Source organism: Streptococcus sp. oral taxon 056 str. F0418 (assembly GCF_000220065.1).
In the GTDB taxonomy this organism is placed as follows: domain Bacteria; phylum Bacillota; class Bacilli; order Lactobacillales; family Streptococcaceae; genus Streptococcus.
The window spans coordinates 702,711-714,979 of the sequence record NZ_AFQU01000001.1; the positions used below are offsets into that span (position 1 = coordinate 702,711).

8 protein-coding genes and 2 pseudogenes are annotated in these 12,269 nt (G+C 40.3%); 2 read left to right on the plus strand and 8 right to left on the minus strand.

Going from position 1 to position 12,269, the window contains the following annotated elements; all coding sequences use genetic code 11:
* Nucleotides 1–209 precede the first annotated feature (209 nt).
* The 3 genes and pseudogenes from pflA to treP all read right to left on the minus strand — a co-directional run bounded on the left by pflA (nt 210) and on the right by treP (nt 4,924).
* Nucleotides 210–1,019, minus strand: a complete 810-nt coding sequence (gene pflA / locus HMPREF9182_RS03475) for a pyruvate formate-lyase-activating protein (RefSeq protein WP_009755110.1) — start codon at nt 1,017–1,019, stop codon at nt 210–212.
* 210 nt (nt 1,020–1,229) lie between these two features.
* Nucleotides 1,230–2,851, minus strand: a pseudogene (treC, locus tag HMPREF9182_RS03480) (alpha,alpha-phosphotrehalase).
* A gap of 66 nt (nt 2,852–2,917) precedes the next feature.
* Nucleotides 2,918–4,924: a PTS system trehalose-specific EIIBC component gene (treP, locus tag HMPREF9182_RS03485; protein ID WP_037602975.1), complete on the minus strand. Its 2,007-nt coding sequence runs from the start codon at nt 4,922–4,924 to the stop codon at nt 2,918–2,920.
* A 182-nt stretch (nt 4,925–5,106) separates the two neighbouring features.
* Between treP and treR the strand changes: the two genes are divergently transcribed.
* Nucleotides 5,107–5,820: a trehalose operon repressor gene (treR, locus tag HMPREF9182_RS03490; RefSeq protein ID WP_037602650.1), complete on the plus strand. Its 714-nt coding sequence runs from the start codon at nt 5,107–5,109 to the stop codon at nt 5,818–5,820.
* A 262-nt stretch (nt 5,821–6,082) separates the two neighbouring features.
* Here treR and HMPREF9182_RS03495 read toward each other — a convergent pair whose 3' ends face one another.
* Nucleotides 6,083–7,420, minus strand: a complete 1,338-nt coding sequence (locus HMPREF9182_RS03495; RefSeq protein ID WP_009443421.1) for a hemolysin family protein — start codon at nt 7,418–7,420, stop codon at nt 6,083–6,085.
* Nucleotides 7,421–7,556: 136 nt separating this feature from the next.
* Nucleotides 7,557–8,681 (minus strand): AI-2E family transporter, encoded by a 1,125-nt coding sequence (locus tag HMPREF9182_RS03500; protein ID WP_009443516.1) that lies wholly within the window; start codon nt 8,679–8,681, stop codon nt 7,557–7,559.
* Nucleotides 8,682–8,829: 148 nt separating this feature from the next.
* Between HMPREF9182_RS03500 and HMPREF9182_RS03505 the strand changes: the two are divergent.
* Nucleotides 8,830–10,337: pseudogene (locus HMPREF9182_RS03505) on the plus strand (beta-carotene 15,15'-monooxygenase).
* 37 nt (nt 10,338–10,374) lie between these two features.
* Here HMPREF9182_RS03505 and HMPREF9182_RS03510 read toward each other — a convergent pair.
* The 3 genes from HMPREF9182_RS03510 to HMPREF9182_RS03520 are packed head-to-tail and all read right to left on the minus strand — an operon-like array spanning nt 10,375 to nt 12,229.
* Nucleotides 10,375–10,920, minus strand: coding sequence for a tRNA (mnm(5)s(2)U34)-methyltransferase (locus tag HMPREF9182_RS03510; protein ID WP_009754389.1), 546 nt, complete (start codon nt 10,918–10,920; stop codon nt 10,375–10,377).
* Complete coding sequence (locus tag HMPREF9182_RS03515) at nt 10,914–11,861, minus strand: TIGR01212 family radical SAM protein (RefSeq protein ID WP_009755068.1); 948 nt, start codon at nt 11,859–11,861, stop codon at nt 10,914–10,916. The genes HMPREF9182_RS03510 and HMPREF9182_RS03515 overlap by 7 nt, the downstream gene beginning before the upstream one ends.
* 59 nt (nt 11,862–11,920) lie before the next feature.
* Nucleotides 11,921–12,229: an MGMT family protein gene (locus HMPREF9182_RS03520; RefSeq protein WP_009443865.1), complete on the minus strand. Its 309-nt coding sequence runs from the start codon at nt 12,227–12,229 to the stop codon at nt 11,921–11,923.
* Nucleotides 12,230–12,269 lie beyond the last annotated feature (40 nt).

Sequence of the window (12,269 nt, forward strand, 5' to 3'; positions counted from 1 at the left end):
ATTGTAAATTCATTATATATAAAAGCGATCAATTCACTCTTATCACATCATATGGTGTGACTTACTAATCTATCTAACAAAATCTACTACATTCTGTAGACAGCCAGTCTTTTATCAATGTCTATTTTATCGCATATTGGCAAGATTGTTACTATTTTTAGCAAACATATAAAAAACCAAGGAGCTCACACAAACCACTTAAATAACTTCTAGCTATTATGCACTCGATTCATATACTCGGTATACGACTCGGTCTGCATGAGTTCTTTAGCATTCTTAACCCGGTCAGCAGTCGGAGGTTTGACGCCTTCAAGCGAGTAAGGAATTCCCAGCTCACGCCACTTGAATTCCCCCATGGTATGATAAGGCAGGATTTCAAATTTATCTACATTTTTCAACGTCTTAACAAACTTGCCCAGCTCGATCAAATCATCATCACGATCGGTCAGCCCAGGCACCAAAACATGACGAATCCAGACTGGTTTTCCGATGTCAGAAAGATATTGTGCACAAGCCAGAATGTTTTTATTTGTCTGGCTGGTTACGATTTTATGTTGCGCTTCATTGATCTCCTTTATATCTAGAAGGACCAAATCAGTCACCGCCATTAACTTATTAAATTTCTTCAGGTAGCGAGGCGTATTTCTAAAGGGTAGGGCGCAAGTATCTAGTGTACAGTGGATCCCCAGCTCTTTCGCCTTTGTAAAAAAAGCAATTAGGAAATCAATCTGCAACAGTGCTTCTCCACCACTAACGGTTATGCCCCCCTTATTGCCCCAAAATCCCTTGTAGCGCAAAGCTTCCTGCAAAATATCATCAACCGTCCGCAGTTGCGATTTATTGGTCTCCATTTCCCATGTATCAGGGTTGTGACAATACTGACAACGCATATGGCACCCCTGCAAAAAGACGATAAAACGGATACCCGGCCCATCTACAGCACCGAAACTCTCCGTTGAGTGGACCATCCCTGTCACCTTTCCATAGTCAACTGTTTCTTCAATTTTCTCTTCAACCATTGTAAAACCTCTACACTTTGAAAACGTTTTATAATTATTTCTATTATACCACGACTATTTACAAAATAGATTCTATTTGTCTATTTTTTAGAAAACAAACTGTTTTTCAGTTTCATTTTCATTGTTTTACAACAGATGAATCCAATAAACAGGATAGATGCAACCTCCTTAAGCAACAAAAACCGATTGAAAATCAATCGGTTGGTATCACTAAATTGAAATAGCTAATGTCTCGTAAGGCTGCAGAGTCAGCGCAGGTTCAATGTGTGTCTTGCCATAATTGGATAGGAGAATCTGCCCTTTATGATAGTCTGGCAGGATGTCCACCGTGATAGGGTCTGCGTAGAAATTATTGAGGACTAGGAGTTTTTGCCCCTGCCATTCCCGCTCAAAAGCGTAGATCTGCGAGCTGTCCTCATAGGCTGGCTGGTAACTGCCTTCTGCAATGATAGGCAGCTCCTTTCGGAGGGCGATTAATTTCTGGTAAAAAGTAAAAATCGGCCCCTTGATTTCATTTTCCACATTGATGAGAGGATAGGATTTTCCAGCCTTCAGCCATGGTGTACCTGTTGAGAAGCCTGCGCTAGCTGAAGCATTCCACTGCATTGGAGTCCGAGAGTTGTCCCGCGACTTGGCCTGAATAATCTTGAAAGCCACCTCTGGCGATTGTCCAGCAGCCAGTAAGCTCTGGTAAGCATTGATGGACTCGACATCCACATAGTCAGCCATGGATTCATAGTCGGGATCCACCATCCCAATTTCCTCACCCATGTAGATGTAGGGCGTTCCGCGAGACAGATGGATACTGGCTGCCAGCATGGTTGCTCCTTCATTGCGGAAGTTCTCAACGTCGACAAAGCGATTCAGGGCTCGGGGCTGATCGTGATTGTTCCAAAAGAGGGCGGACCAGCCGTCATGCTCGCTCATTTCCTTGCCCCAAGTATGGAAGAGGCGTTTGAGCTCTTCAAAGTCAAAAGCCTTTAGAGTCCACTTCTGCCCAGCCTCATAGTCCACCTTGAGATGGTGGAAGTTAAAGGCCATAGACAGTTCTTGCCGGTCTGGTGCAGTGTAAAGAATACAGTTTTCAATCGTCGTTGCGCTCATCTCGCCCACAGTCATAAAGGAATCGTCTTTCCCGAAGGTTGCTGCATTCATCATGCGAAGATAGTCATGGACGATTGGCTTATCCGTGTATGCTGGCTTGCCGTCATTTTCTGGGCAGTCCTCCAATACCTCGTCTTTGCCAATCAAGTTGATCACATCAAAGCGAAAGCCCTTGACGCCCTTGTCCCGCCAGAAATTCACCACCTTAAAAAGCTCTTCACGGACACGGGGATTGCGCCAATTGAGATCTGCTTGGGTGATATCAAAAAGGTGCAGATAGTATTTGCCCGTATCGCCAAATGGTGCCCAGGTATTACCACCAAATTTAGACAGCCAGTCTGTCGGCTCATCCCGCAGGATAAAGAAATCCTGATAGTACTTGTCACCGGCCAAAGCCTTCTGAAACCACTCGTGCTCTGTTGAGCAGTGGTTAAGCACCATATCCAGCATGAAGTCAATTCCATTCTCCCGACCGACTTTGATCATCTCCTCAAAATCCGCCATATTTCCAAAGATAGGATCAACAGCCGTATAATCTGAGATATCGTAGCCATTGTCCCGCTGCGGACTCGGGTAGAAAGGGTTGAGCCAAACCATATCCACTCCCAGATCTTTCAGATAAGGGATTTTTTCAATGATGCCTCTAAAATCTCCTACTCCGTTCCCCGTCGTATCTTTATAAGATTTTGGATAGATTTGGTAAACGACCTTTTTTTATCTAACACCATATTTTTCCTCTCTAATTACTGCAATATGAAAGAGGCGGGCTTAATTCCCACCCCTAATAATAACGTTTAAATTCGCGTTGCAATAATCAAACTATCACCGCTCTTAATAGAACGCGGAAGCTGTCCAAGCTCATTCGCCTGATATTTGTCTTGATTGGTAATGATGACTGGCGTTTCCGTTATATAGCCTGCTTTCTGAATAACGTTCATGTCAAAACTAATGAGTTTATCGCCTGCTTTTACAGTATCTCCCTGAGCCACATGCGCTTCAAAACCATTTCCTTCTAGATTTACTGTATCCATACCAATGTGCATGAGCATTTCTACCCCATTGTCAGATACTATTCCAACTGCATGTTTAGTCGGAAATAGCACTGACACTACACCGTCAACTGGAGCAATAAGTTCACCTGTACTTGGCTCAATCACAACTCCTTGCCCCATTACACCTTGGGCAAAGACTGGATCTAAAGCTTGGCTCAATTCTTTCACTTGGCCTGTCAAAGGGCTCACAATTTCAACTAAATCAGCTAAAGGTGCTGCCTCTTTGATTTCTGTTAATGCTTCAACTTGCGGTGCAACTGTGTCACCCTCTGCTTTTGTAAACAAACCCAAACGGCGAAATATCATAGTTAATATGAACGGTATAACAATTGCCACTAGCATAATACCTGCAAATGGTAACATATATCTAGCTTGAATAGACAAGATCCCTGGAAGTCCTCCAACACCAATGGCATTAGCTGTCACATTAAAAGTTACTGACAATAGACCTGCAATGGAAGAGCCAATCATTCCTGCTACAAAAGGATAAATATATTTCACGTTCACACCAAAGAGTGCTGGTTCTGTCACCCCAAGATAGGCCGAAATAGTAGCTGGTAGAGCAATCTGTGCTTCACGCTCGTTGCTACGATTCATCCAGTAATAAGCTAAAACAGCTGAACCTTGTGCAATATTTGATAAAGCAATCATCGGCCACAGAGCTGTGCCGCCCGCATCTGCTACTAGCTGCGAATCAATAGCATTGGTCATATGATGTAAGCCAGTAATAACAAACGGTGCGTATAGTGCACCAAATACTGCACCAAATAACCATTTAACAGGCCCAGTCAAACCAGCAAGAACAATCGTAGACAACCACTGTCCTAATGTCCAACCTATTGGTCCTAGAACCGTGTGAGCCAAAATAACTGCCGGTAATAGAGAAAGAAACGGCACAAAAATCATAGAAACAACTTCTGGAATTCGTTTTCTCCAGAAAATTTCCAGATAGGACAAAGAAAGTCCTGCAAGTAAAGCTGGGATAACCTGTGCTTGATAACCAATACGGTTGACTGTAAAGAAACCAAAATCCCAAACCCAATTTTTCGCAATTTCTGACGCTGGTGTACCAGCTACTGCATAAGCATTCAAGAGCTGAGGAGATACCAAACAAATCCCCAAAACAATCCCAAGAATCTGACTAGTTCCCATTTTACGTGTCACTGACCAAACAATTCCAACTGGCAAGAAATGGAAAATAGCTTCGCCTGGTAACCAAAGAAAATGATTGACTCCAGACCAAAACTTAGAAACGTCTACAATTGTATTATAAACAGGCTCACCATCCTTGGCAAACTGGGCTACACCATCAATGACTTTTTGACCTAACGCTTGGATCTGCACTCCTTCAAGAATATTACGGAACCCTAAAATCAAACCACCGACGATGATAGCAGGAATAATTGGAGTAAAAATCTCAGCCAACATAGTCATCACACGTTGAACTGGATTTTGGTTACTCTTTGCAGCCGCTTTAGCAGCTTCTTTTGAAACACCTTCAATGCCTGAAACAGCTGTAAAATCATTGTAGAAGATAGGCACATCATTTCCAATAATAACTTGGAATTGGCCTGCGTTTGTAAATGTCCCCTTCACAGTGCTAATACCTTCAATTTTCTTTACATCTGCTTTGTTCTCATCAGCAAGAACAAAACGCATCCGAGTTGCACAGTGAGTAACAGCTGACACATTTTCTTTGCCTCCAATTGCTGCCAATAAGTCTTTAGCTTCTTTTTCAAATTTTCCCATTTGATTCATGGCTGGAAAACCAGCGCTCTCCTTATATTTTATATTGGTCACAACTTTAACCAACTTCTACCATAAATTGTAAACGATACCAAAGATGTATGCAACTTGTTTGTTGAAATTTTACTTATTTTTTGCTAGAATAACACAAGTTGTATGGTAAAAACAAAACAAGTGAGGATGATATGAAGAAATATGAGCAATTATTCAAATTAATTGAACAGGATATTTTAAGTGAGAAATACTCAGTCGGTGAATTTTTACCAAGCGAACAAGAGTTAGCTCAATATCATAAAATCAGTCGTGATACCGTTCGAAAAGCTCTCGACAAACTACAAAAAGAAGGGCTCATTCATAAATTTAAAGGACAAGGTTCTAAAGTCATTAAACACGAGCAAATTAATTTCCCAGTTTCAAATTTGACGAGCTATCAAGAACTAGTTGAACTGCATGGGATGATCTCTAAAACACATGTTATCAGTCTAGAAAAGCTAACTGTTGATAAGAAGTTGGCTCAGATAACAGGCTTTCCTGAATATCGCTTAGTTTGGCGAATTATACGACAACGCGTCGTCGATCAGGTTGCGTCTGTTCTTGATATCGATTATTTAGATAAGGAACTCATTCCCAATATAAGCAGGGAAATTGCAGAATATTCCATCTATAATTATATTGAGAATAAGCTAAACTTAGTCATCGACTATGCTAAGAAAGAAATCACGATTGATCATGCAACCAATCGTGACAAAATTTTGCTAGATATCGCAAACGAGAATCATGTCGTCTCTGTCAAATCACAAGTTTATCTAGCAAATGGACAACAATTTCAATTTACGGATAGTCGCCATAAATTAGATAAATTCCGCTTCGTTGATTTTGCAAAACGGCATGATAAATAACAGAAAGAGCTGAAAGTTTTTAATCTTTCAGCTCTTTCTTAGGAGATTAGATGAAAAAATTTTTAAAAAGTTTTGCTCTTTGCTTCTATTTCTTGATACTATTTGTCCGTATCTAGGGGAGTGAAATGATTTGAGAAAGTGGTTTTCGTTGTCATTGGACTATCCTCATTTCTTTTAAGATGGTTATAGTATAAAGCCTGAACCTTAAGAAAAACTTATAGATTTCTTGAAAAAACCTTAAAGAAAAAACGACCCTAAAAGATCATTTTTCCTCTTCTTCTGTCGACTCAAGCTCTGATATTTCGACTTTTACTTTTGTGACGCGACCATTTTTTACTTTATCGTTGGTTAAAATCAGCTTTTTATTTTGGCTTTCAACTTCATAGCTAATCCGCTCACTAGCTCCAGGGATCGTTCCAACGCCGGTCAAATAATAGCCAGCAATCGTATCGACATCATCACTCTCAATCTCTACTTCAAAATATTCATTAAAATCATTGAGAGTCATCGTTCCTAAGACAATGTAAGTTCTCTCACCAATTTCATGAACTTCGATTTCAGCTTTATCTGTCTCATCATCAATTTCACCAACAATTTCTTCTAGTAAGTCTTCGAGTGTCACCAGACCAGCCATTCCTCCGTATTCATCAAGAAGGATGGCCATTTGATTTTGTGTATTGCGTAAATCTTTGAGAAGATCATCAACAAAAATAGTTTCCGGTACAAATAATGGTTCTTGGAGAATTTTTCGGAGAACCAAATTATCAAAACCATTGGCAAAAGCTTCATTCAACAGACGCTTGGTATGAATCAATCCGATAACATTGTCCTTATCTCCATCGTAGACAGGGATTCGAGAGAAATTTTGCTTTAAAATACTTTCGATAATCTCTTTCGTGTCGCTCTGAATATCTACCATAAATGCATCTGTACGTGGCACCATGAGTTCTCGAGCCATGAGCTCATCTAGAGAAAAAATCCCTTGTAACATTTCAATCTCATCAGCATCTAAGGTCGCCTCGCTATTGGTCAACATATACTCAATTTCATCTCGCGTCATTTTTTCATCGGCATCATCAAACTTCATCGGAGTTATTCGACTCAATAAATTTGTCGATGCAGACAAAAGCCAGACAAAAGGACTGACTAATTTACCTAAAAAGATAATGAACGGAGCTGATCGAACAGCTAAATTATCCTTAAGATTCAAGGCGATTCGCTTTGGATACAACTCTCCAAATACAATAGAAACATAAGTCAACAAAGCCAAAGATAGAAAACTTGCTACGGCGTGGGCAGTTTCAGAATTCCCCATCCAACTTGCAAATACTCGACCAAGTGTGTCTGCAAAACTAGCACCTGACAAGATGTTTATCAGAGTGATTCCTACTTGAATTGTTGATAAAAAATTATTTGGACTTTCTAAAACTTGCAATAGGCGAATGTATTTTTTATCGCCTTCCTCTGCTTTTTGTTCTACACGCGCTCGATTAAGCGATACCATAGCCATCTCTGCAGCTGAAAAAAATGCATTTAAAAAAGTCAAAATGACTAATAATAAAAATTGTAACAATAAGGTCTGACTACTGGGGTCTTCCATATTTTCCCTCTCCTAAATAAAATAGATATTTCAATTATACCATAACATTTATCTATTTGCACCTTCCCAATTAGAAAATAAATATCTGGCTGATGAAATACTAAACAAAAACAAGTGACCCTAGGCCACCTGTCCGCTATTTATTAATGATTCCGTATTCTTCATTCTTCTTTGCTTCTTGAGCTTCTTTATGGTTCTCATAAAGATTAGCAAGAAATTTGACAATTTCTTTAATAATGGAGTAAGTTGGAATAGCAACAATCATACCTATAATCCCGTAGATATTACTTGATAAAAGCAAAAGTACCATGATTGTAATAGGATGGACTTTCATCACTCCCCCAACAATCCGCGGATAGAGAATATTCCCATCAATTTGTTGAACAACCAACATATAAAGAACAGCAATCAGCATTCTCTGCGGATCGGTAAAGGCATGACTAATGACCATCGGAATAAGACCTATCGTCGGCCCAACATAAGGAATAAGATTTGCTAGACTAGAAAAGATTGCAAATACCAAAGCGTACTTAATTCCGATAATGCTATAACCTATATAAGCCAAACAACCAATAATCACAGCATCAATCGAGATACCACTGATGTAGCGCGATACTGTCGCATTCAGATTCTTTAATAAAGAGGATATATTGAGTTTATCTCGTTTTAAAATGCTCCGCTCCAACATTGGCAATAATTTATTTCCATCCAATAAAAAATAAACTAAGAAAATCGGAGTCATAATAATGATAAAGATTGTATTTACAACCGCTGAAACCACACTTCCTAAGCTATTCGTTACCCCATTTAGAATATTTTTTAAAATATCTACATAAGACAAGTTTAACTGTTGCAAAGTAGACTGGATATCAAGTTGCCGTAATACTGGATTTTTTGCCAAATTATTAACCCAACTATAGACATAGCGATAGATATTTTGGCTAGAATTGATCAAACTCGTTAACTGTGTTACTAAAATCGGCAAAAGATAGACAACTGCTAACACAATCGAACCAATTAAGATTGCTAATGTCAATAGGACGCCTAGTACACGATTTAGCTTTAGGTATTTTTCTAGAAAAATAACCAAAGGATTCGCTATATAATACAAGAAGCCAGCTATCAAAAAAGGAATCAAAATCGTATTAACAACACTGATGACAGGAGTGACTAAATCCCCCATCATTCGCCATAAATAAAAAACTAGTGTTGCTAGTAGAACTTCAACCGTCCAGAACAATAATTTACTCTTATGAAACATTCTCTTCCTCCTAATAGCTATTTTAACATAAAAGCGATAGAATAAAATGTATTTTGCCAAAGATTTTAAGGATAATCATACAAAGTAAAAGAGAGGAGGATGTCGTGTTAAAAAAATAAGTGATTTCATATTTCTTTTTTCTTATTTTATGGTGCTTCTCTTGGCAACAGGATTGCTTTTTTTATTGACTCGTCAACTCTTCTTTTCTCATACTTATATTCCTTTGGAAATTGCAGAAGGAGTTCAATTCGTCAATAAACCCTGGTATACTTACCCACTACTTATAGGATTTCTGGCTACACTACTTGGAAGCAAGTTTTTCTTAAGAAAAATCCCCAGTAAAGTCCTTTTTAGCTTCTTTGCTCTTTTTTATCTTTTAGCGGGTATTTATCTAATTGTCAATAACAATGGAGTACTTCGAGCTGACGCCAAGCATGTCTACAACGCAGCACTAGCCTTTAATCGAGGTGACTATAGCTCTCTTACTACTCTTGGAGCTTATATGTACCGAAATCCGCATCAGCTCGGTTTGATGACATTGGAGAGATTTTATACCTCTCTTTTTCCAAATAGTCAGTTTATCTTTGTGATGAATCTTCTATTTGTTCTCTCAAGTAATTGGTTACTCTATCATATCACAGCAATACTAAATAAATCAGAAATTGTCATAAACTATACGATTTTCCTCAGCTTCCTCTTTCTCCCGCAGCTATTTTTCATCCTATTTGCTTATGGTACTATTCCTGGTCTGTTTTTCTGCCTACTCAGTTTTTATGGCTTTCTCTTATTCAGGAAAAAAGAGTCTTGGTTGGGATTTTTTATCGGAGCATTCTCTATTGGTATAGCTTGCCTTTTAAGAAACAACTATATTATTTTCGCCCTGACGTTACTCGCAGTCCATCTCTTATCCTTCTTCAAAAAAACTTCCTGGAAAAAGCTTCTCATCCTTTTAGCAGTACTCATGAGTATCATTCTTCCAAACAAAGCGATGATCCACTACTATGAAAACCTAGTTGGACAAAAAATCGGTGAAGGAACCCCAAAGATTGCATATGTAACTATGGGACTACGAGATGATCCCAACCGAAAAACTTTAGGAGGCTGGTATGATGCCTACAATACCAAAATCCTCAAGCGAAATCAATTTCATGAAGAAAAAGCCAAAAAAATGGCTATTCAAGACTTGAAAAAATTAATCATCCATTTCCTACAGCATCCAGATTATGCCTTTAAGTTCTTCTATGAAAAGGTTATTTCTACTTGGACCGAACCGACCTTCCAATCCATCTGGACAGGACCACAGACTGCTCGACAGCAGTATACATTTACACCGTTACTCCAAAGTATTTATGAAGGAAAAGCGGGGTATCAGTCTGTCTATATATTTAGTTTACTGGTGCTATTTAGCATTTACCTTTTCTCAATGATTTCAATGATGTATCAACTGGTCAAAGGAGGACTAAATAGATCTCCAATGCAACTCTATCCAGTAATTTTTTCTTAGGTGGATTTTTCTTCCACTTGGTTTGGGAAACCAAGAGCCAGTATGTCTATATCTATATCTTTTTACTCCTGCCTATCGCAGCTGATGGTATTAATCGATTAACAGAAACTGGTCAAAACCTTTATACCAAATATAAAAACCACCTGAACTAAGGTTAATGCGCCAACCTCTCTTCAAGTGGTTTTATTTTTAATCCTTTAACTTCTCGATCATGACCAAGAAAGGCGGGTTGTTAATCTGATTGATGGTCTTGTAGAGGGCAACGGTGAAGTCCTGCTGAGGCAGTTGACTGACAAAGTCTAGCACCGCATCTTTCTCAACTTCGCCACCTGCATGTCCGTAGTAAATCATGATGGCTACTCGGCCACCTTTTACTAAACCTTGGCAGACCTTTTCCAAAGCTTCCAGCGTCGTATCAGGTCGAGTAATGACAGACTTGTCCGCCGATGGCAGGTAGCCAAGATTGAAAATAGCAGCCTTGAAATGGTCTGTGTATTGATCCAAAGTCTCATGACCAGCCAAGATTAGCTGAACATTGTCCAAATCCGCTTCTGCCAAGCGCTGGCGCGTCTTTTCTAAGGCCTGCTCCTGAATGTCAAAAGCATAGACCTGCTTGGCCATCTTAGCCAGAAAGAGGGTGTCATGGCCATTCCCCATCGTAGCATCCACCACGGTATCTTCCTTGGTCACGACTTCTGCCAAAAAGTCATGGGCCATGTGTAAGGGTCTTAACATACGAATCTCTGCTCCTTTGCTTTACAGCCTTGCTTGCTGCCACGACGACGCATTTCTGCCTCAATGGCATTGAGAACTTCCCATTTATTGAGGCTCCACATAGGACCAATCAACATATCTCGCGGAGCATCGCCTGTGATACGATGGATGACGATATGCTCGGGGATGATTTCCAACTGGTCGCAAACGATGGAGACATATTCCTCCTGACTGAGCAGCTGCAATCGCCCCTCATGATAATCCCGCTGCATGCGGGTGTTAGTCATTAAGTGGAGTAGGTGAAGCTTGATCCCCTGAATGTCATTGTCCGTCACACAGTGGCGGACATTCTCCAGCATCATCTCATGAGTCTCACCCGGCAGACCGTTGATCAAGTGAGAGACAATCTCCGCCTTGGGAGCTAGCTTACGGACTCGCTGGACCGTCTCCACATAAAGCTCATAAGAATGGGCACGGTTTATAAGGTCTGAGGTCTCCTCATAGGTAGTCTGAAGGCCCAGCTCTACAGTCACATGCATACGCTCAGACAGGTCGGCCAAGTAGGTGATGGTCTCGTCAGGTAAGCAGTCCGGCCGAGTTCCGATATTGAGACCAACGACGCCCGGCTCATTGATGGCCTGTTCATAACGCTCACGAATCACTTCAAGTTTCTCATGGGTATTGGTGAAGTTCTGGAAATAGACCAGATACTTGCGAACATCCGGCCACTTACGGTGCATAAAGTCAATCTCCTTATAGAACTGCTCGCGAATGGGCGCATCTGGTGCCACAATGGCATCGCCAGAGCCCGAAACGGTACAAAAAGTACAACCTCCATGCGCTACGGTTCCATCCCGATTGGGACAGTCAAAGCCCGCATCAATGGGCACCTTAAAAGTTTTTTCTCCAAAAAGTTTTCGATAATAATCATTCAAAGCATTGTAAGATTTCATACCTTTCATTCTACCACAAAAAAAGGGATAGAAACAAACATTCCCTCTTTCAAAAAGAAAGAAGGAAATCACCGATCCCACTGATAACGCTTGAGGTCTACACAGCCATTGACCTTCAAATCCACTCCCTCCGCCCAGAGCAAGTGTATCTGATCTTCCCAGCCAGGTGCGAGACGCCCTGCTGCATTGACTACCCGATGACAAGGGTGCTTGCCACCATAAAGTTCCGACTTGCTGAGGATCCTTCCCACCAAGCGAGCATTTTTAGGTTGCCCAATCAAACGAGCAATCTGACCATAGGTCGCAACTCGCCCAGAGGGAATAGCATCTACAAGATCTAAAACAGACTGTATGATTTCTTGATTTAAAGTAGACATACTAGCCTCCTCATCTATTCTGCTCCTATCTTAATGAAAG

Bases quoted from the DNA above. Each gene is read 5' to 3' on its own strand.
- pflA (WP_009755110.1), bottom strand. From the start codon at position 1,019: ATGGTTGAAGAGAAAATTGAAGAAACAGTTGACTATGGAAAGGTGACA.
- treP (WP_037602975.1), bottom strand. From the start codon at position 4,924: ATGGGAAAATTTGAAAAAGAAGCTAAAGACTTATTGGCAGCAATTGGA.
- treR (WP_037602650.1), top strand. From the start codon at position 5,107: ATGAAGAAATATGAGCAATTATTCAAATTAATTGAACAGGATATTTTA.
- HMPREF9182_RS03495 (WP_009443421.1), bottom strand. From the start codon at position 7,420: ATGGAAGACCCCAGTAGTCAGACCTTATTGTTACAATTTTTATTATTA.
- HMPREF9182_RS03500 (WP_009443516.1), bottom strand. From the start codon at position 8,681: ATGTTTCATAAGAGTAAATTATTGTTCTGGACGGTTGAAGTTCTACTA.
- HMPREF9182_RS03510 (WP_009754389.1), bottom strand. From the start codon at position 10,920: ATGTTAAGACCCTTACACATGGCCCATGACTTTTTGGCAGAAGTCGTG.
- HMPREF9182_RS03515 (WP_009755068.1), bottom strand. From the start codon at position 11,861: ATGAAAGGTATGAAATCTTACAATGCTTTGAATGATTATTATCGAAAA.
- HMPREF9182_RS03520 (WP_009443865.1), bottom strand. From the start codon at position 12,229: ATGTCTACTTTAAATCAAGAAATCATACAGTCTGTTTTAGATCTTGTA.